This is a genomic window from Actinoplanes subtropicus, assembly GCF_000721705.1.
In the GTDB taxonomy this organism is placed as follows: domain Bacteria; phylum Actinomycetota; class Actinomycetes; order Mycobacteriales; family Micromonosporaceae; genus Actinoplanes; species Actinoplanes subtropicus.
The window spans coordinates 1-20,060 of sequence record NZ_JOJL01000012.1; the positions used below are offsets into that span (position 1 = coordinate 1).

A 20,060-nucleotide genomic window follows, 5' to 3' on the forward strand; every position below is an offset into this window, starting at 1 on the left:
GACTGGCACCCACCTGCAGCTTCGTGCAGAAGTCGGCATAACGCGAACATCGTCATAATCGACACTATGCCGACGTCGGCATAGCGTCGACAACGGGTCCGCGTTCGTCGATGCGTGGTTGCTGCGGGCCTGCGCCAAGCTCGGGATCAAGCTGACTCACTCCACCCCGGGTCGGCCGCAGGGCCGCGGGAAGATCGAGCGGCTGTTTCGCACGGTGCGGGAGCAGTTCCTCGTCGAGGTCACCGGCGACACGGCGGTCCATGCTGCGCAGCCTGGCCGGCATCTGGTCGACGACCTGCTCACCCTCAACCGGTTGTTCGCTGCCTGGGCCGAGACCGTCTACCACCGTCAGGTGCACTCCGAGACCGGGCAGGCGCCGCTGCACCGGTGGCAGACCCACTGGTCGGACCGGCCGTTACCGCTACCCGCCCCGACCGAGTTGGCCGAGGCGTTCTTGTGGGCCGAGTACCGCACGGTCACCAAAACCGCCACGGTCAGCCTGCACGGCAACACCTACCAGGTCGACCCGGTCCTGGCCGGCCGTCGGGTCGAGTTGGTCTTCGACCCGTTCGACCTGACCACCATCGAGGTCCGCTCCCAGGGCAAACCGATGGGCCTGGCCATCCCGCACCGCGTCAGCCGCCACTCCCATCCCAAAGCCCGACCCGAAACGCCAGCCGACCAGCCGCCTCCGGCAGCGACCGGCATCAACTACCTGCGGCTGGTCGACCAGCAGCACCAGCGGCACCTCGGCGAGCAGATCAACTACACCGCCCTGACCGACCACCCAGCTGCCGACCGGCCCCAGCCCACGGACACGCTGTGACCACCGGCATCGGTGGCCGGCCCACCATCACCGAAATCGCCGGCCTGCTGGCCTGGGCCCGAACGCTCAGCGACACCCGCGGCGACGCCGACCCCGCCGAACGGGCCGCCTACCAGGCCGCCAAGACCACCCTGCTGGCCCGCCTCGCCCACCACAACCCGACGCCCACCCTCGAGGACCCCGCGTGATCGAGAAACTGCAAGGCTTCTACGGATTCACCCGCATGCCGTTCGGCCGCGACCTCGCCCCCGGCATGCTGCACCGCCACGCCGCTCACGGCGAAGCCGTCGCCCGGATCACCTGGTGCATCACCGAACACCGCATCGGCGTGATCACCGGCGAGGTCGGCGCCGGGAAAACCGTCGCCATCCGCGCCGCGCTCGCCGCCCTCGACGCCACCCGGCACACCATCGTCTACCTGCCCAACCCCACCATCGGCGTCCGCGGCATCCACCACCAGATCGTCCAAGCCCTCGGCGGCCAGCCTCGGGTCCACCACGCCACCCTGCTCCCGCAAGCCGCCGACGCCCTCGCCACCGAACACGCCGAACGCGGACGCATCCCCGTCCTGATCCTCGACGAGGCCCACCTACTCGACCACCCGCAACTGGAATCCATCCGCATGCTCACCAACCACGACATGGACAGCCGCAGCCCGTTCGCCTGCCTGCTGGTCGGGCAACCCACCCTCCGACGGCGCATAAAACTCGGCGTCCTGGCCGCCCTCGACCAGCGCATCGGACTGCGCTACACCATGCCACCCATGACCGACCAGGAAACCAGCAGCTACCTGCGCCACCACCTCGCCCTGGCCGGCCGCTCCGACACCCTGTTCTCCGACGACGCCACCGCACTGATCCACCAAACCAGCCGCGGCTACCCCCGCGCCGTCAACAACCTCGCCGTCCAAGCCCTCATCGCCGCCTACACCGCCGACAAAACCATCGTCGATGAATCCTCCACCCGCGCCGCCGTCGCCGAAGTCACGGCAGACTGAACACCACACACGCACCCTGAACACCAAGACCCCGCCCGGCACCCAGCCGGCGGGGTCTTCTCACACCACCACGTCCTCATCCTCAACGCCGCGTTCGTGCTCATTCTCAACGCCGCGCAACAGGCGACGAACAGCACGGCGTGGTTCAAGCGCACCGGACGGATCCTCATGACGCGCGCTCCTCTCGACTACTGCATTGCTCGCTTCGGGGCGGTGATGCCGCCTGAGCGAGCTTTGCGGGCTAGACCAGGCCGAGTGCTGCATGAACCTCAGCTGGCCGTAGGTGAGTTATTTCTCGTTCATCACACGTGTTGTGCCAAATGCTGACAGTGGCCATTTGTTGGCGGCGCACTTCTTGCCGTTAGGTGGGAGGAAGCCGCCTTTGCCGTGCGGCATGGATTGGTGAAACGTGCTGGTGAGGACGCTTGTCACCGCAGTGCGGTGCCCGAGGCTATCCGCATTGGGTCGTTGACGACGCGGGTGTGGGGGCGAAGGCGAACGGGAACTTGAGGTCCTCGATGTGAAGGGCTCACGTGACCATCGGTGTAGTACTGGTCGGGCCAGTGAGCGCGCATGTTCTCCGACTGACTGTCTTGGATCCGGTCCCTCTGCTGGTCGGAGGACAACGAAATCCACACTCGTCGAAGGTCTCCGGGTTGTGTCGCTCTCGATCTGTGTGGTGCGTGTAACGGGTAGCTCCGCGATGGGCCGGTCTCGGCCAGGTTGCCCAACAGCGCGGGCGTGACCGGTGCGAATGCCAGGTCGCCTGCGGCTCCAGCGAGGTATGCAGGGGTGGCCTGGGCCGAAAGCCGGGCCCGCTGAATGTCTGCGGTGGCGAGCGGCGGCCTGGATCGCCGTCTACCGGCCCGGATGCAGGCCGAGCACGCCGGGGCTGGGCGGGCCTTGCACCTCGCCGAAGTAGAGGCTGAAGGTCTGCCGCCAGCGTTCGGCCTCGGCGCGGTCGGCCATGAAGGCCGGGAAGCCGTCGAGGTGGGCGTTGGGGTATTCCCAGATCGGCCGGAGTCCACCTTGGGGCTGGACGTCGGTGCGCACCGCCCAGCCGTCGAAGGAGGCCTGCTGTACGGGGACGGACAGCGACCAGTTCAGGTAGAGCTTCGCGGCGGCGGGGTGTTTGGCCCCGGCCAGGATCGCCGCCCGGTGGCCCCAGGCCATGAACGGGTGGCCGTCGGGGATGACCCACTTCACGCCGGGCGCGACCGGGCCGGTCAGCGAGCCGATGCCGCCGATGCCGACCTTCTTCTGCTTGCTGGCGACGGCCACGATCGGGGTGGGTGTCCCGCGGCCGAACTGGATGTCCTGCGCGGCCAGGCGCGCGACCCAGTCCCAGCCGTACGTCTGGGCGTACAGCTTGTAGAGGTAGAGGATGGCGTCGTCGTCGTTCGGGTAGGAGGACGCGATCGTGCCTTTCCACCGCGGGTCGGCCAGGTCCCGCGGGGTGGCGGGCCCGGCGTTGCCGAGGCTGTCGTCGTACATGTAGCTGAAGGCGACGACGGCGATGCCGACCCAGGCGCCGTCGGGGTCGCGGAAGGCGGGGTACAGCTCGGAGAAGCCGGCTGGTTTGTACGGCTGGAGCACGCCTAGGCTCTTCCATCGGGTGAAGTCCTGCAGGGTCTGCAGCTGGACCAGGTCGGGGACGAGGGTGCCGGTGGCGAGCTGGTTGTCGATGCGTACGTCGTGGAATTTGCTGTAGTCGACGACCATGGTGAGCTTGATGTCCGGGAACTGGGCGAGGAACGCTTGCTTGGTGGCGTCCTGCTGGGTCGGTGTGTCGCCGCCGGCGTAGATGACGAGTTCGCCGCCTTCGCGGAGGGCGTCGGCGTACAGCTGGCCGAGCGACTTGCGCTCCTCCGCCACCGGGCGGCCGAGGCGAGCGGCCGAGGCGCTGCCGGGGATGGCGGCGCCGAGCGCGGCCGCCCCGAGCACTGTGCCGGCCGCGCCGAGCGCCTGTCGCCTGCTGAGTGTGGTCATGGCTGGAGTCCTTTCCGCCGAGGTGATTGGTTGTTCCTACAAGCAACTATCACGCTAGGGCATTGTAGTTGAATGATCAATTGTTGGCCGCGCCACATCTGCGGCCGGGGTGCCGTATCGTCGGCAGGATGGAGAAGGAGCGTCTCGCCGCTGCCGGCGCCGGGTGCCCGCTCTCCGCCGTGGCTCGCCTCCCGCGGCCGGAGAGCCTGCAACCACCTGCGAGAGCCTGCAACCACCTGCGCCGGAAGTGCAAAAAAGTGCACTACTTGAGGATGACCTGGCGTCACCGGCGGCGGCGATCGGAGCCGGGTCCGGCTGGCTCGGCAGGCGCGCCGGTGGACCCCGGACCGGCTGGCGAAGGCCATAGGGGTGAGCCGCCGGATCCTGGTCGAGGTCGAGTACGGCACCACCAACCCCAGTGTGGGCACCTTGCGGAAAACTCGGCGACGCCCTCGGAGTCGGCCTACTGGCGTTGGCCGAAACACTCCAGCACGCGCCCGGTAGGTCCCCGCCGCCGCCCCTGCGCGGCGCCGCAAGCGGCGAGGCCGGTGAACGTGGAATACCGGTCGATGGCGCATCAATTCCTCGAAGGTGCGAAAGCGCGTCACTCTGCTCGAAGCCGATCAGCGACTGGGTCATCGACGCCGCCATCGGTGCCCGGTGGTGATGCTGGTGCAGGCCATCCAGCGGGGCCCGCAACTTCGAATAAAGCCGACAGCCGTCAACCGCTGCGGGGCGTCATGACGGGCGGGGTGACGGGCCCCTCGCGCGGCGGCGCGGAACGCGAGCGGGGTGGTCCCGGTGCGCTGGTGGAAGTATTTGCTGAAGTAGGTGGCGCTGGTGAAGCCGAGCCGGGCGGCGATCTGCGCGGCTGTGTGGTCGCTGTGGGCGAGCAGCCTGCGGGCTTCCAGGATCACGCGGCGGTCGATGAACTCCTTGGCGTTCACGCCGGCGGCGGCCTGCGCGGCCCGGGATAGGGTCCGGGCGGAGTAGCCGAGGGTACGGGCGTAGTCCTGCAGCCGGCGGGTGCGGGTGAAGTCGCGTTCGACGGCGTCGCGCAGGCGCAGGAACGTGTCGTTCGGATCGGGGGCCGCGCTGCCGTGTGCGGCGCCGAGGTGGGCCAGACGCAGCACCAGCACGGCGAGCAGGTGCCGCAGCACGGCCTGGTGGATTTCCAGCGGCAGCGACCCGGGGTCGGCGCAGACGCGGGCGAGGTGCTCGGCGGCGTCGGTGAGCCGCTGCTGCTCGTCGCCGCCGGATTCGTGCAGGACCGGGGCGTGCGGGTCGTCCAATCGTGCGGCGGTGCCGGTGTCCCGGGAGTGTCAAGTTAACGGCTGGTCTCGGTTAGCGCCGATTCTCACATCCGGAGTTCGCCCCTAGTTTGATCTTGTTTGAGGGGTGGACTGGGTGCGGGATGACGGTGTCCCCGGCCGGATGGTGGGGCCGCTTCGCTGCCTGCTGGGCCATGATCGTTTTGGTGTGAGAGTGGTGGTGGTTGATGGCTGCCGGGATCGCGGGTTACCGCGGGCCTGAATGTCGTTGCCTGGCATGGCCCGGTCACTCGAATCGGGGTTATCCGGTATGGGGTGATAGACGTATTTGACGGTGTCTTGTGATGCTGGGTGGGTGGAACAGGCAGCGAATCCGGCCCCGGCCCGCGCGGGTGGCGAGTTCTTCGGGCAGCCTGTTCTGCCCGCTCACCGCAGATACGAGGCGTTACGGGCCTACTTGTGGGAAGGGGTCAGCGCGGCGGAGGTGGCCGCACGGTTCGGCTACACCGAGGCGAGTGTGGTGTCGCTGGCGCGGGACTTCCGGGCCGGTGAACGGGACTTCTTCGCTCAGGCGCGTCCGGGGCCGAGATCAGCGCCGGCCAAGCAGGCCGCTCGGGGCCGGATCATCGAGCTGCGACTGGCGGGGCACTCGGTGGCCGAGATCGCCGTGGTGCTGCGCGCCGAAGGTATCGGGCTCAACCGTACCGGGATCGGTGAGATCCTGGCCGAAGGGCTGCCCCGGCTGTGGCCCCGCCCGCACGCGGCGCGGGGCCTGCCCCGGCGGGAGAACCTGACCCGTACCCGGGTCATCGACTTCAACGCGTGGCCGGCGCAGAACTCGTCCCGGCTGGCCGGGCTGCTGCTGACGCTGCCCGACCTGGTCGCCCTGGACCTGCCCGCCCTGGTCGCCGCGGCCGGCTACCCCGGCACCCGGGTCATCCCCGCGGTCGGCTACCTGCTGTCGTTGCTGGCGCTGAAGCTGACCACCGTTCGCCGGGTCTCCCACGTGGACGATCTGGCCGCGGACCCGGGCGCGGCGCTGTTCGCCGGCCTGACCACGCTGCCCAAGGCCACCGCGCTGACCACCTACTCCTACCGGCTGCAACACCGCAAGCAGACCGCGCTACTGGCCGCGCTCGGATCGGCCATGACCCGCACCGGACTGGCCGCCGGCGACGAGTTCAACCTCGACTTCCACGCCGTCATGCACTGGGGCGACGACCCCGCCCTGGAGAAGCACTACGTGCCCCGCCGATCCCAGCGCACCCGCAGCGTGCTCACCTTCTTCGCCGAGGACCAAGCCACCCACACCCTGGTCTACGCCAACGCGGACCTGTCGAAAGCCACCCAAAACCAGGAGGTCATCGCGTTCTGCGACCACTGGAAAACCGTCACCGGCCGCGACCCGGCCCTGCTGGTCTTCGACTCCCGCCTGACCACCCAGGCCCAACTGGCCACACTGGACGCCCGCGGTGTCCGGTTCCTCACCCTGCGCGGACGCACCCCTCATCCACAGCGTCGCTCAACAGGCGCCGGGACTGTTCCCGAACGAGGTGGACTGGTCCTGGTTCGCGGTGTCGCGTGACGTCCGCCCCCGCGGCTTCTGATTAATTAGAGTGCGATTCTTTCCGCAACCGTTCGGATGAAGGGCGGCCGTCGCCCCGTCTTGTTGACCGCGGGCTCGAGCATGTTGCGCTCGAAGAAGTGGATGAGCTCTGCACGTGCGCTCAGTGGCAGCACGCCCGCGACGTACTGGTCAGGTCGGACGATGACGATCGCCCCCGCGCGGCTGAGCTCTCTGTCGCGGAAGATGTCGCGACCGTGACCCGCGGCGAATATCTGATTCGTGTCGTGCAGACCGTAGGGAAACTTGACCGGTCGGAATGCATGCGGTACCTCGCCCGGGTCAAACTCCGTGTAGTCCTGCTGGTAGATCACCTTTGTGTCGAACACGGCGTCGTCGTCCACGTCGATCGGGGTGTATCTCACTCGCGGGGAAGCGGGGTCGTCGGACCACCAGTTCGCGAAGTCGGCGGTTGGCGTGCCGGACAGGGTGGGGGCGGCCTCGTCGGCGAAGACATAGATGCGCCACCGCCCGTCGGCGTCGTGGAAGTGTCCGATGTGCCGCCACCGGTTGTCCGCCCGGCGGATCGCCTCGGCGGACTTGAACCGTTTCCCCACGGGGTATCCGGGGGCGAGTGCCTGGTGTTGCGTATCGAGGGTGATCATGGATTCGGTGTATCGAGTCATGAACCCGGCGGGGAATTCCATCGTGGCGACGTAGTACCGCTCCAGTTCGGTCGGGTCTTCCCAGGCGTCCACCGGGCGAGCCATCATTTCTGCCCACTCCTTGTCGAAGTCGATGAGGTTCTGGGCAACGACTTTCCGCTCGGCCGCGTAGGTGGACAGCAGCGATGCGGGGGCGCGGCCCTCGAGAACGGCGGCGAGCTTCCAGCCGAGGTTGAAGCCGTCCTGGATCGAGACGTTCATGCCCTGGCCGGCCTTCGCCGAATGGGTGTGGCAGGCGTCGCCCATGATGAAGGCGTGTGGAGCCACCCTTCCCTCGAGGTGGGCGGGGACGTCGTCGAACCCGTCGGTGATGCGATGGGCCACCTCATAGACGGACCACCAGGTTACGGCCCGGACGTCGAGTGAGTACGGGAAGAGAATCCGGTTCGCCGTGTCGATCATCGTTTCGATGGACGTTGCCCTGACTGATCCCGCGTCGTTCGCGTCGACTGCACCCAGATCGACGTAGAAGCGCGACAGGTACCCGCCCTCGCGAGGTATGAGAAGGAGGTTTCCCCCCTCGTGCGACTGGATGGAGCACTTGACCTGGAAGTCGGGGAAGTCGGTGTTCGCCATGACGTCCATCACGCCCCAGGCGTGCATTGCGGCTTCGCCGTGCAGGCGGTGGCCGAGGGACTCGCGGACGGCGCTGCGGGCGCCGTCGCCGCCGATGAGGTACTTGGACCGCACAGTGCGCTCCTCGCCCGCCCGCGGTCCCGCGGTGTGGCGCAGGCGAGACGTCACCGGGTATTCGGCGCTCGGGTCGATCTTGCAGTCCACGAACTCCACGCCGTAGTCGGGCTCGACACGACCCGGAGCGCGGACTGCGTCCCGGAGGAAGTAGTCGAGGATCCGTGATTGGTTGACGTAGATGTGCGGGAACTCGCTGATCCCGGTGGCGTCGTCAGGTACGCGCGAAACACGCACGATCTTTGACGGGTCTGTCGGCGCTGGCTTCCAGAAACACATCTCGACGTTCCGGTAGGCCTCGTCGACAACCTCGTTCGCGAAGCCGAAGGCCCGGAAGGTCTCCACGGAACGAGCCTGGATCCCGTCCGCCTGCCCGACCTCGAGGCGGCCAGGTCGTCGCTCGATCGTCCGGACGTTGATCGACGGGAACCGGGAGAGTTGCGCCGTCACGACGGCGGCCGCCGGTCCCGTGCCGACGATGAGGACGTCCATCTCCTCGGGGAGGTCCCCGGGCCGGTTCATGCCGTACCCGGCGGCCGGCTTGATCCGGGGATCATTCGCCTCATAGCCACGGACGTGGATCTGCATGGGACGACTCCTCGATCTTGTCTCCATCGTCGAGATCCTGGAAATAGTATTCGATACTAAACGGATCGTATCGTTAGGATGGGGCTGCGGCAAGGGAGCGACCTGCGGGTTGTCGCTTCCCGTTCTGCTCGACCCCGCGTACGACCTCGCTGTCATCACCTTGCTCGGCGGCTACGACGGGGAGGTGGGCCGTCGCCCTGGGTGCGAGCGGCGTGGGCTGCAGTGTCGGCGAATCGGCATCCGGGCGACGGTAAGTGCCCTCCGCCCCGGAAAAGCGATACGATCCGTCCCGTACGTGTTCTCGGGCCTGCCTCAGAAGGAGAGACAGTGAGCAAGCAACTCGCCCCCAACGACGCGGTCGTGGTGGCCTATCGGCGCACGCCGTTCGGCCGGGCCCGGAAGGGGTCCTTCCGCGCCGAGCGGCCGGAGGACCTGACGCTTGTGGCACTACAAGGCGCGCTGGCCGACGTACCGGCGCTCCGGGCCGACATGCTCGACGACTTCTACCTCGGTACCGCCGTTCCCGAGGGCGCCCAGGGGGACAACGCGGCCCGCCGCGTCGCGGTGTACGGCGGTTACGACGGGCTCCCCGGCGCGAGCGTGAACCGATTCTGCGCCTCCTCGCTCCAGGCGGTGGCTGCGGCCGCTCGCGCGGTGCGTGCTGGGGATGGAGACGCGTTCGTCGCGGGTGGGATGGAATCGACGTCGAGCACGCCTCCGAACCCGACGAACCGCTACCCGGGTTCCGAGCAGTCGGCCGCTCGAGCGGACGCACTCTTCGCGGCGTCCGCGCCGTGGACCGACCCGCGCGAGGAGGGGCTGCTCCCGGACGTCTACATCGCTATGGGCAAGACCGCCGAGTTCGTCGCCGGTCTGACCGGCACCACGCGCCAGGACCAGGACGCGTGGGCCTTGCGGTCCCAGCAGCGCACGGCCGCGGCGATCGGACGCGGCTTCTTCGACGGGGAGATCGTGCCGGTCACGACCACCGATGGACGGGTGGTCGAGACCGACGACGGCCCGCGCGCCGACACCACGGCAGAAGGGCTTGCCGCATTGCGGCCTGCCTTCCGCCCAGACGGCACGGTCACAGCCGGCAACGCCAGTCCACTCAACGACGGCGCCTCAGCCATGGTCGTGATGAGCGCAGCCAAGGCCATGGCTCTCGGTCTCCCGCCGCTTGCGCGGATCCTCGGGGCGGGTGCCAGCGCCCTCTCGCCGGAGATCATGGGTCTCGGCCCGGTCGAGGCCAGCCGCAGGCTGCTCGGCCGCCTGGGCTTGAGCACGGTGGACTTGGATCTTGTCGAGCTCAACGAGGCGTTTGCCGCCCAGGTCGTCCCCGCGGTCCGTGAGCTGGGGCTCGATCCGGCGAAGGTGAACGCCAACGGCGGCGCGATCGCCATCGGGCACCCGTTCGGCGCGACCGGGGTCCGGCTTGTCGGGACACTCATCCGTGCCCTTCGGGAACGTGACGGAACGCTGGGGCTGGCAACCCTGTGCGTCGGCGGAGGGCAGGGAATGGCATTGGTAGTGGAGCGGATCTCATGAGGCCCGACGACCGGCCCACCGGCCGGCACATCGACCCGGTCATCAAGGAACTGATGCTCGGCGAGTCGTCGCTCGAGTGGTTCGGCTTCGAGATCCTCGAGGCTACCGGCGGTTCTGCGACGGTGACGCTTGTCGCTCGTGACGGGCAGCTCAACGGGGCGGGTGTCGTGCATGGCGGCATCGTCTTCGCGCTCGCCGACCAAGCCTTCGCCGCGGCTGCGCTGACCGTGCTCGGCGCCGCCGTGACCGGTGATGCCGCGATCCAGTACCTCGCGCCCTCCGGTGGTGAGTCGGTTCTGACGGCACAGGCGCGTACGTCGTACTGCGACGGACGCCGTGCTGTGATCGACGTCGACGTCGTCGCCGACGACCGGATCGTGGCGTTGTATCGCGGCACCGCCCGGGCGGTTCGCAGGCCTCGGTGACGGTAAGCCGGCCGGAGCGCCCGTTCCCGGCCGGCCTTCATTCTCGCTAGGCCTTGATGCGACCCTTGACGAACTCACTGTCGGGAAGGTCGGTCACCGGTAGTCCGGACGCGACCAGCGCCGCACGCGCCTGCTTCATCAGCCGGTCAGGGATGCGGGGAGCCGGTGCGCGGAGTGCTCCGCCGTTGAACCCGGCCAGCCATTCCTGGTACTTCCACCCCGTCCGGTTGATGACCGTGGTGCCGATCGCCGATCCCGTGAGGATGGCCGTGTTGGCGGCACGCGCCGGCGCGACCTGCCACCACAGCTCCATCGCCTCCTCGAACCTTCCGCTGCGTGCGAGGCTGAAGGCCTTCGGGAAGTAGTCGCTCATCCAGTTGGTGTTGCTGGTCCCGGAGAACTGGAAGTCCAGCACGGACATGAGCGGGATCGTCTCGCCCTCGATGGGGCAGGAGATGACGACCTCGTCCCGGAAGTGGTGGTACATCTCCATGACCCCGGGGATGCCCGGATTTCCCTGCTCGGCCTTGACGGCCACGATGTTCGGGATCGTGTCGAGCACGTGGCGCACCCACCGCACGGGCATCCCGGCGTTGTCGATTCGCTCGAATCCCCAGGCGGGCAGCCCGAAGAGCATGACACCGAGAGGGGTCGAGTCGGCGAGTGCTTTGGTGTAGTCGTAGACCTCTTCGAGGGTGGTCGGCCAGAACGCGGTCGGGTAGGAGAGCAGCACGCTGTCGGCGCCGGCCTTCTCAGCGAGCCGCAGGGCGGCGATGTTCTCCTCGAGCGTGTTGAACGCGGCGTGGAAGAAGAGCTGGAAGTCCGGTCCGGCAGCTTCGCGGGCAACGGCGGTGACCCGCGCGTTCTCCTCGGGGGAGATCGCCACCTCGGCCACGAGCAGGGTCCCGGAGAAGCCGAGCTCCCTGAGCTTGTGGATGTCGTGACGGATCGCGTTCTCGTTGATACCCGCGAAATCCGGGGTGTAGGACGGTATCGTCACCGCGATGGCACCCTGCCAGTGCTGCCTGGCCCAGGCGCGCGCCTCGTTCTTAGTGTAGTCGACCATGCTGACTCCCTACTTCCGAGTGGTGACGATGCCGGCCGGCAGTTGGATCCCGACCCCGCGTTCGCGGGCGAGGTTCACGAGAGCCTCGGCGACGACGATGTCCTGGAGCCCGCAGCCCGTGGACTTGTAGATGCGGATCCCTCGGTCGACGTCCACAGTGATGTCGCCCAGAAGAACCGAGTTGAGCGAGACGGTGAGCCGGTCGACGTCGATGCCGGCGGCCCGGGCGGCGATCATGTCGCCGCTGCCGTGGACCACCTCGTCGACCCCGTCCGCCACCACGACGCCGGCTCGGGCGATCAGGTCGGCCGGAAGCTCGCGCTGTGCCGGCGTGGTGGACCCGATCGAGACGACGGTCGCGGTGTCCGCCACCCAGTCCGCCTCGATCGTCGGGGACTCATCGCGGGAGCGGGCGGCGCACAGCACGAGATCGGCTCCCCGCGCAGCGGCCTCCGCCGAGTCGACCGCCGCCACCGGGACGCCGAGGCCAGAGGTGAAGCGCTCCGCGAAAGCGAGCCGATTCGCCGGCGTCGGGCTGAAGACCCGCACCGAGGCGAAGGACGCGACCAGGGACAGCGCCGAGGTGTGCGACTGGGCCTCGAAGCCGGAGCCGATGACGCCGACCTGAAGAGGCCGCCGCGGTGTGATCGCCTCCGTGCCGACGGCCGTGGTGGCCGCGGTGCGCAGGCCCGTCACACGGTTGCCGTCCACGAGCGCGACGAGTTCTGCCGTGTCCTTGTCGAACAGCGAGATGAGGTAGCTGACGCGCAGCCCGTCGGCAAAGGAACCGTTGATGGACTTCGCGCCGAACAGCTGTCCGGTCGGGGGCGCCGAGGGCATCACGCGCATCCACTCCCTCCCGCCGTTTGCGAAGATCCTTCCCGGGTTGCGCTTGTCGTCCACGCCGGTGCGGTAGGCGGCGCGGATCACCGCGATGGCGCTCGGCAGGTCCGACAGCGTCTCCACGTCGCTGTCGGTGAGGAACAGGGGGAGCCGGGTCGGCGGCTCGGCTTCAGCGCTCATCGGTCTCTCCTCCGCGGCCTCACGGCCACCGACCTCATCGTAGACGAGACGTACCGTACCGCATGTGCCTAGACTGCGGTCGGATGATGTCGCGCTAAGGAGAGAAGTCGTGGCGATCGCAACCGTGAACCCGTCGACCGGGAAGACCGAGATGGTCATCGAGGCACACACGCCGGCACAGGTGCAGGAACGGATCGGCGAGGCGGCTGCCGCGGCCAAGGCGCTGTGCCGGACCACGTACGCCCAGCGGGCCGGTTGGATGCGCGCCGCCGCCGATCTGCTCGACGACGAGTCCGCCAACCTCGGCCGGCTCATCACGGTCGAGATGGGCAAGCCCCTCGCCCAGGCGATCGCCGAGGTGGCGAAGTCCGCCAGGGCGATGCGTTTCTACGCGGACAACGCCGAGAGCTTCCTGGCTGACGTGCCGCTCGAGGACCCGGCCGAGGTGGGCGCCTCCAGGGCCTGGACCCGCTACGAGCCGCTGGGCGTCGTGCTGGCCGTCATGCCGTGGAACTACCCGCTGTGGCAGGTCATCCGGTTCGCGGCCCCGGCGCTCATGGCCGGCAACGCCGGCCTCCTGAAGCATGCCTCGAACGTCCCGCAGGCGGCGATCTTCCTCGACACGCTCTTTGAGCGGGCAGGTTTCCCGAAGGGCTCCTTCCGCACCCTGCTCATCGGCGGCGCTGAGGTGGGTGCTGTGATCGCGGACCCGCGGGTCAAGGCCGTGACGCTCACCGGTTCGGAGCCCGCGGGTCGCTCCGTCGCCGCGATCGCGGGGGACCACATCAAAAAGACCGTGCTGGAACTCGGAGGCAGCGACCCGTTCATCGTCCTGCCGTCGGCGGACATCCAGCAGGCCGCCGCCACCGCCGTGCGTGCGCGAATCAACAACAACGGACAGTCCTGTATCGCCGGCAAGCGGTTCATCGTCCACGCCGAGGTCTACGACGCCTTCGCGGCGGAGTTCGCCAGGCGGATGTCCGAGCTGAGGGTCGGCGATCCCCTGCTGCCGGGCACGGAGGTCGGGCCGCTCGCAACCGAGTCGGGACGCCGGGAGCTCATCGAGCTCGTCGAGGACGCCCAGGCCAAGGGCGCCACCATCCTCGCCGGCGGCACCGTGCCCGACGGGGACGGCTGGTTCTACCCGCCGACCGTCATCGCAGACCTGCCCTGCGACGCCCGGCTCGTCCAGGAAGAGGCCTTCGGGCCGGTCGCCTGCCTCTATCGCGCGCACGACAACGAGCACGCGTTGCGCCTCGCGAACCAGACGACCTTCGGCCTCTCGAGCGCCGTCTGGACGAACGACCCGCAGGAGCAGGACTACTTCATCGCCCACCTCGAGGCAGGCGCCGTCTTCGTGAACGGAATGACCGTCTCGTACCAGGAACTCCCGTTCGGCGGGATCAAGCGCTCCGGTTTCGGTCGTGAGCTGGCCGCCGTGGGGCAGCGCGAGTTCTGCAACCTGAAGACCGTCTGGGCGGTGTAGGCCCGGCCTGGCCAGCACGGCGATGGGCTCCGGCCGCCGTACTGAACAGGATGTCTCCTTGGCGCCCGGTGGACAGACTTCCGGACCGAAGTTGCCCCGGAGCGGAGGGTCGCCAAGAGGTGTGGCGCGCGTTACGATTCGGCAACCGATACGATACGTATAGAACATGAAGGAGTGCCGATGGCCTACGACGCGGACGTCATCGTCATTGGGGCCGGACCCGTCGGGACCGTGGCTCTGGCCCTGCTCGGTCGCCTCGGTGTCGCTGCCATCGGCCTCGAGAAGGATGTCGAGATGTGGACCACCGCCCGCGCGGTCCATTTCGATGGAGAGACCTTCCGTACGCTCCAGGCGCTCGGTATCGCCGACGAGGTCCGGGCGGTCACGATCCCGATGAAGGACGTGGACATCGTCAACACCGACGGGGAGGTCCTCGTCCACGCGGAGACCCACGAGATCGGTGGCCAGGGCTGGAACGAGCACATCAGCTTCCACCAGCCCGATGTCGAGGCTCTCGTCCGCCGGGTTGTCGAGTCGGCCCCCGGAATCAGCCTGCGGAGGGGCGTGACGGTCACCGAGGTCCGCAACGTTGAAGGCGGTGTCGAAGTCGCCACCGAGGACGACGGCGGTGCGCGGAGCGTCCTGACGGCGCGGTGGGCGATCGCCGCCGACGGCGCACGGGGCCAGTTCCGCCGAGCCTTGGGCATCGAGACCGATAAGTACGGCGAGGACGAGCAGTGGCTCGTCGTCGACGGCCATCTCGTCGGAGCACCCGGTTACCAGACCGACATGATCCAATTCGCGAGCTATTTGCGACCTGCGCTGTGGCTGCGCCTGCCAGGCACCCGCGTCCGCATGGAGTTCATGCTCGTCCCGGGTGACGACCCTGACCACGTCGCCACTCCGGAAGCCGTCGAGCTGATGAGCGCCGGGATCCTCCCGCGGGACAAGTTCACGCCCGACCGCCAGGCGATCTACACGTTCCGCGGCCGGATCGCGCAGCGTTGGCGGGACGGAAACATTTTCATCGCCGGTGACGCGGCTCATCAGGCGCCGCCGCTGTTCGGCCAGGGCCTGTGCGCCGGCCTCCGTGACGTCGCGAACCTTGTCTGGAAGCTGGATCTGGTGAGGCGCGGGCTGGCTGGCGACGAGCTCCTCGACACGTACGAAAGCGAGCGTAAGCCCCATGCGACCTACTGGGTCGAGGTGGCCGCCAACCAGGCAGTCGCCATCCAGACCCTCGATCCCCACCTCGCCCAGGGGCGGGACGAGTTCATGAAGGCCCACCCGGAGGCGTCAGCGGTGCCGATCCCGCCGTCGCTGGGCCCCGGCCTGCACGACGGAGATCGGGACGGCCGTGCCGGAAGGCTAAGCATTCAGCCGATCCGGTCCGACGGCACGCGTCTCGACGATGAGGTCGGGCCCCGCTTCGTCGTCGCCGCCGAAAGATCCCTCTACGAGCAACTGCCGGACGAGGTGAAGGCGGTGCTCGACGAGGACAGCGACACCGTCACGCTGCTCGAACCGGTCGACGCCGGTGTGCTGCTGGCCTCGGTTGACGCCCAAGCCGTCGTGATCAGGCCCGACCACTACATCCTCGGCTGCGCCGACACCGTTGCCGACCTGGAGGGACTGGTCCGCCGGATCCCGTCCATCGCGCACCTGAGCGCACCCCTGCACCGCTGAGCCCGGAGAAGGAGAACCCGGTGGCCTTCAGCCCCATTACACATATCCGTCACTTCGACATCGCTGTGCCCGACTTCGATCAGCAGATCGAGTTCTACAAAAACCATTGGGGGCTGACGGTCCAGCACGACGACGGCGACGTCGTCTACTTCGCCGCCGAGGGCTCGCCGGAGCAGTACATCACCCGCGTGCGCAGGTCGGCCGACAAGCGCCTCGACCTGGTCGCCTTCGGGGCCGCCAACCGGGAGGCCGTCGACACCCTCGGGCGGGATCTCGCCGCCGCGGGGGTTCAGCTGGTCTTCGAACCGAAGGATCTGTCGACGCTCGGCGGCGGCTACGGCTTCCGCTTCTTCGACCTCGAGGGGCGCACGATCGAGGTCTCGACGGAGGTCGAAGCACGTCAGCACCGCAAGATCGAGCCGCGGGAGGCGATCCCGGTACGGCTCTCCCACGTGGTACTGAATTCCAGGCAGCCCGAGAGCATGCGCGCCTGGTACCAGAAGCACCTGGGGTTCCGCCTCTCGGACACCCTCCACCACCCGCAGGCTGGCGACCTCTTCTACTTCTTGCGATGCAGCCCGCAGCATCACTCGATCGCCATTGCCCGGGGGCCGCACGCGTCGCTCCAGCACGCCTCCTTCGAGCTGCGGAGCATCGACGACTACATGTTCGGCAGCGGCCGGATCATTCGCGCCGGCTACCGGAAGATCTGGGGCCCGGGTCGTCACCGCGCCGGGGACAACACGTTCACGTACTTCATCGACCCCAACGGCAACACGATGGAGATGACCACCGACCTGGAAATCCTCGACGAGGACGCGTGGCACCCGCACATCTACGACGTGCGGGAGCCCGCGACCAGTGATCTCTGGGGTACGGGCGGCGACATGAACGAGTTCATCACCAAGGAGATGTTCAACGATTCGGACAACGCCCACCTCTTCGTCGCGCCGCCGGTCTGAGACATGGACAGCTTCGCGATCGGCACCTTCGAGGTCGACGGTGCCCGTTTCCCCGCACTCGTACATGGGGACGACGTCCACGACATCCGCGCCGTCCTCCCGGAGGTGCGACGGACCGGTGACCTCTTCGAGGCCTGGGAGGCGAACCTGGATGTGCTCGCCTCGTTTCTGGCCGAGAGCCCTGCCGCCCCACACACTCTCAGCCGGCGGCTGGATTCGGGACGGCTCCACGTCCTGCCCCCCGTCGACCCGGTCGGCCCGATCCTCGCTGCCGGCGTCAACTACCGGGAGCACATCATCCAGATGGCGGTCGCCCACAAGCTCGGCAACGAGGGCGCGTCCGACGAGCAGCTCCGTGCGGACGCCGCGGCCGAGATCGACGAGCGCGTCGCCGCGGGTGATCCGTACGTCTGGACGGGAATCCCGTCCGCCGTCTCCGGTGCCTATGACGCGGTCCGCCTGCCCGACTTCGGCGGGGACGTCGACTGGGAGGCGGAACTCGGCGTCGTCATCGGCCGGTCGGCACATCGGGTCCGGGTCGAGGACGCCCTCGACGTCGTCGCCGGCTACACGATCGTCAACGACGTCTCGGCGCGATCGCTGATCCCCCGGCCCGACGTCGCCAACATCGGCACCGACTGGTTCCGTGCCAAGAACCAGCCGACATTCTTCCCGACTGGACCCTTCCTTGTCCCGGCGCGTTTCGTGCCCGATCCGATGCGGCTTCGCATCCAGCTCCGCCTGAACGGCCGGCTCATGCAGGACTCCTCCACCTCCAACATGGCTTTCGGGGTGCGAGAACTTATCTCGTATATCTCCTCCGTCGCCGTACTGAACCCCGGGGACGTCATCAGCACCGGGTCGCCTGCCGGAAACGGCTCGCACTGGAAGCGTTTCCTCCAGGGCGGCGACGTCATCGAGATCACGATCGAAGGCCTCGGCGTGCAGCGGACCCCGGTCATCGCCCCGACCGGGGAGCAGCCGCCGTGGCAGGCCTCGCGCGCCTCGAGGACTCGCCGGTGACGCTGCGCATGTCCTACTTCGTCCCTCCGGCTCCGCTTGTCGAGGCCCGGGCCCGCGGAGCGCTCGACGGTTTCGACCTGGAGGAGGTCCGTACGTCGGGTAGCCCCGCGCAACTGGCGGGCCTGCTGGACGGCACTCTCGACCTGGTCGTGACCGCCATCGACAACCTCTTCGAATGGGTCCGGGCGGGAGCCGATGTGCGGCTGGTCGGGCAGGTGGAGCGGACGACCCGGCTCGGTGTCTTCGCCGACGAGAGCGTGGAGTATCTGACCGGGCTGTCCGGTCAGCCGTTCGCGGTCGATGCGTTCACGAACGGTTTCGCTCTCGTCGCCCGGCGCCTGCTTGCCGAAGCCGGAGTCGAGGTGCGGTGGATCGAGGTCGGCGGAGTCGCGGAGCGGCTCGATGGGCTTCTGTCCGGCGCGGTGACCGCGACGTTGCTCGGGCCGCCGTTCGACGGCCAGGCTCGGCGGGCGGGTAAGCGGGAGATCCTCACCGTTCAGCAGGCTTTCCCGGCGTTTCCCGGTCAGGGCCTCGTCGCCCGCACCGACCTGCTGGGTAACCCCGAGTTGGACGACCTGCTCGACGGCCTCGGCGCGGCCGGTCTCCTTCCCGTTGATCCCCAGGGTCTCGCCGTCCTGACCGACATTCGCGACTCACTCGGTCTGCTGCCGCCTGGGGTCGTGCTCGGCGATCTGGTCGCGTAAACCCCGCACGGCAAGCCCTCCGCGCCACGCCGTCCCGCCCCAACGCCGTCCAGGAGGAGTGCCATGTCGTCCCGCACCGCCGCCGAGATCCTCGGCACACCGCTGACGATCAACAAGCTCACCCTGAAAAACCGGATCATCCTCGGGCCGATGGCAGTGCTGCGGCCCACGTCCGATGGCCGCCCCAGTGACCAGTCGATCGCCTTCCTCAGCCGTCGTGCGGCCGGCGGCGTCGGCGCGGTCATCGTGGGCGGCTCCGTCGCGACCGCGCGCGCTTTCCGGGAGTCGCCCTTCGCGCCGAACATCCGCTACGACGACGACATGTTCGTCCCCGGCCTCAGGAGGCTCGTCGACGCGGTGCACGCCGCCGCCCCGGACGTCGCGATCTTCGCGCAGCTCTTTCCGTCGTTCGGCAGGATGGGCGTGCCGCGAGACGGCCACGAGATCGTCTCCGCCTCTCCTAAGCGTGTCGATATGGGCGCCCACGGGCTCCCCGACAACGTCTACCTGCCGGGGGGCCAGGCCACACCGCTACCGAACGAGGCCGGCGTCGATGAGATCAAGGAGTTGGAGCAGGCGGTCGTCGACGCCGCACGGCGAGCCAAGGCCGCCGGCTTCGACGGCATCGAGATCGCGGCACACATGTGCTACTTCTACTCCTCGTTCCTCTCGCCGCTGTCCAACTTCCGGACCGACGAATACGGCGGATCGGTGGAGAACCGCGCCCGAGCCCTACGCGACACCGTCGCGGCGGTCCGTCAGGAGATCGGCCCGGACCTGGCGCTCGGCCTGCGGCTCAGCGCCAACGACCACGCGCCCAGCGGGCAGGGACCGGAAGGCTTCGCGGCCGTCACGGCGGAGATCGCCCGGGCGGGCCTTGACTTCGTCGCCCTCACCGACGGCAACTACGAGTCCATGAGGGACAACGTGCCTCGCGAGTCCGGGAAGATGCTTCGCGAGGGCGAGCCCCAAGCCTTCCGTGACTCGCTAGGACCCAGTGTGGCGCTGTTCTTGAGTAGCACGCCTGACCCGGATCAGGCGGCCGCCGCGATCGCCGACGGCATCGTGGACGCGACGATGCTGGCTCGCCAGATGCTCGCGGACCCCGACTACGCGACCAAGGTGCTCGAGGGCCGTTCCACCGAGATCGTGTGGTGCGACCACGCCAACTCCTGCATGCGGCGGCTGATCCTTCAAGTGGCGGTGCAATGCCACAAGAACCCCGAGATGGGGCACGAGCACCCGTCGGCCAAAGGCTCCAACCCCGCCCAGAACCTGGTCATCTGGGCCGCCGGAAACCGGGCGCTCATGAGGACGGCTGACAAGGCCATCCGCGCCAGCCGACGGCTGCGCCGTAGTGGGCCGGCGGCCGTGCGTACGGGCGAGCGCTGAGCGGGCGCTTCGCGACGTCCTGACGAGACCGTCGCGCGTTCCTGGTCCGGCCGTCGCCGGGTGCTCCCACATTAGGTACTAGACGTTTCGTACAG

The 20,060-nt window shown here is 68.4% G+C and carries 18 protein-coding genes; 13 read left to right on the forward strand and 5 right to left on the reverse strand.

Translation table 11 applies throughout. The features are described 5' to 3' along the window. Positions 1-118 precede the first annotated feature (118 nt). Genes IH26_RS0118240 through IH26_RS0118250 form a run of 3 tightly spaced genes read left to right on the forward strand, consistent with a single transcriptional unit; the run spans position 119 to position 1,823 of the window. On the forward strand, positions 119-826 hold the full coding sequence (locus IH26_RS0118240; RefSeq protein ID WP_084598902.1) for a Mu transposase C-terminal domain-containing protein: 708 nt from the start codon (positions 119-121) through the stop codon (positions 824-826). Further along, complete coding sequence (locus IH26_RS0118245) at positions 823-1,014, forward strand: hypothetical protein (protein ID WP_030437411.1); 192 nt, start codon at positions 823-825, stop codon at positions 1,012-1,014. The genes IH26_RS0118240 and IH26_RS0118245 overlap by 4 nt, the downstream gene beginning before the upstream one ends. Then, a complete protein-coding gene (locus tag IH26_RS0118250) occupies positions 1,011-1,823 on the forward strand; it encodes an ExeA family protein (RefSeq protein ID WP_030437412.1) in 813 nt (270 codons plus the stop codon). The genes IH26_RS0118245 and IH26_RS0118250 overlap by 4 nt, the downstream gene beginning before the upstream one ends. Before the next feature lie 858 nt (positions 1,824-2,681). Here IH26_RS0118250 and IH26_RS0118255 read toward each other — a convergent pair. Beyond that, on the reverse strand, positions 2,682-3,812 hold the full coding sequence (locus IH26_RS0118255) for an ABC transporter substrate-binding protein (RefSeq protein WP_030437413.1): 1,131 nt from the start codon (positions 3,810-3,812) through the stop codon (positions 2,682-2,684). Between the two features lie 315 nt (positions 3,813-4,127). Between IH26_RS0118255 and IH26_RS64510 the strand changes: the two genes are divergently transcribed. Continuing rightward, positions 4,128-4,316 carry a helix-turn-helix transcriptional regulator gene (locus IH26_RS64510; protein WP_211268684.1) on the forward strand — a complete coding sequence of 63 codons (189 nt, stop codon included), beginning with the start codon at positions 4,128-4,130 and terminating at the stop codon, positions 4,314-4,316. A gap of 131 nt (positions 4,317-4,447) precedes the next feature. Here IH26_RS64510 and IH26_RS63915 read toward each other — a convergent pair whose 3' ends face one another. Further along, positions 4,448-5,104, reverse strand: coding sequence for an AraC family transcriptional regulator (locus tag IH26_RS63915; protein WP_281179753.1), 657 nt, complete (start codon positions 5,102-5,104; stop codon positions 4,448-4,450). Positions 5,105-5,438: 334 nt separating this feature from the next. Between IH26_RS63915 and IH26_RS0118265 the strand changes: the two genes are divergently transcribed. Beyond that, entirely contained in the window at positions 5,439-6,668 is a 1,230-nt protein-coding gene (locus IH26_RS0118265; protein WP_169789767.1) for a helix-turn-helix domain-containing protein, read from the forward strand. A gap of 26 nt (positions 6,669-6,694) precedes the next feature. Here the strand turns inward: IH26_RS0118265 and IH26_RS0118270 are convergent, their stop codons facing one another. Continuing rightward, positions 6,695-8,650 carry an FAD-dependent monooxygenase gene (locus tag IH26_RS0118270; RefSeq protein WP_030437415.1) on the reverse strand — a complete coding sequence of 652 codons (1,956 nt, stop codon included), beginning with the start codon at positions 8,648-8,650 and terminating at the stop codon, positions 6,695-6,697. 327 nt (positions 8,651-8,977) lie between these two features. On the opposite strand from IH26_RS0118270, the gene IH26_RS0118280 reads away from it, so the two are divergent. Both IH26_RS0118280 and IH26_RS0118285 read left to right on the forward strand, forming a co-directional pair. Continuing rightward, entirely contained in the window at positions 8,978-10,198 is a 1,221-nt protein-coding gene (locus IH26_RS0118280; protein WP_030437417.1) for an acetyl-CoA C-acyltransferase, read from the forward strand. Further along, the gene (locus tag IH26_RS0118285) at positions 10,195-10,623 is read left to right on the forward strand and encodes a PaaI family thioesterase (protein WP_051808252.1); all 429 of its coding nucleotides are present in this window, start codon (positions 10,195-10,197) and stop codon (positions 10,621-10,623) included. The genes IH26_RS0118280 and IH26_RS0118285 overlap by 4 nt, the downstream gene beginning before the upstream one ends. A 46-nt stretch (positions 10,624-10,669) precedes the next feature. Here the strand turns inward: IH26_RS0118285 and IH26_RS0118290 are convergent, their stop codons facing one another. Then, complete coding sequence (locus tag IH26_RS0118290; protein ID WP_030437419.1) at positions 10,670-11,689, reverse strand: dihydrodipicolinate synthase family protein; 1,020 nt, start codon at positions 11,687-11,689, stop codon at positions 10,670-10,672. A 9-nt stretch (positions 11,690-11,698) separates the two neighbouring features. Next, a complete protein-coding gene (locus IH26_RS0118295) occupies positions 11,699-12,712 on the reverse strand; it encodes an ornithine cyclodeaminase family protein (RefSeq protein ID WP_030437420.1) in 1,014 nt (337 codons plus the stop codon). A gap of 109 nt (positions 12,713-12,821) precedes the next feature. On the opposite strand from IH26_RS0118295, the gene IH26_RS0118300 reads away from it, so the two are divergent. The 6 genes from IH26_RS0118300 to IH26_RS0118325 all read left to right on the forward strand — a co-directional run bounded on the left by IH26_RS0118300 (position 12,822) and on the right by IH26_RS0118325 (position 19,965). Then, a complete protein-coding gene (locus IH26_RS0118300; protein WP_030437421.1) occupies positions 12,822-14,198 on the forward strand; it encodes an aldehyde dehydrogenase family protein in 1,377 nt (458 codons plus the stop codon). Positions 14,199-14,378: 180 nt separating this feature from the next. Next, positions 14,379-15,884 carry a bifunctional 3-(3-hydroxy-phenyl)propionate/3-hydroxycinnamic acid hydroxylase gene (locus IH26_RS0118305; RefSeq protein WP_030437422.1) on the forward strand — a complete coding sequence of 502 codons (1,506 nt, stop codon included), beginning with the start codon at positions 14,379-14,381 and terminating at the stop codon, positions 15,882-15,884. 20 nt (positions 15,885-15,904) lie between these two features. Beyond that, on the forward strand, positions 15,905-16,846 hold the full coding sequence (locus IH26_RS0118310) for a VOC family protein (RefSeq protein WP_030437423.1): 942 nt from the start codon (positions 15,905-15,907) through the stop codon (positions 16,844-16,846). A gap of 3 nt (positions 16,847-16,849) precedes the next feature. Continuing rightward, complete coding sequence (locus tag IH26_RS0118315; RefSeq protein WP_063763702.1) at positions 16,850-17,869, forward strand: fumarylacetoacetate hydrolase family protein; 1,020 nt, start codon at positions 16,850-16,852, stop codon at positions 17,867-17,869. After that, on the forward strand, positions 17,833-18,573 hold the full coding sequence (locus IH26_RS0118320) for an ABC transporter substrate-binding protein (RefSeq protein WP_051808253.1): 741 nt from the start codon (positions 17,833-17,835) through the stop codon (positions 18,571-18,573). The genes IH26_RS0118315 and IH26_RS0118320 overlap by 37 nt, the downstream gene beginning before the upstream one ends. Positions 18,574-18,636: 63 nt before the next feature. Next, positions 18,637-19,965 carry an oxidoreductase gene (locus IH26_RS0118325; RefSeq protein WP_051808254.1) on the forward strand — a complete coding sequence of 443 codons (1,329 nt, stop codon included), beginning with the start codon at positions 18,637-18,639 and terminating at the stop codon, positions 19,963-19,965. The last annotated feature ends 95 nt before the right edge of the window (positions 19,966-20,060 follow it).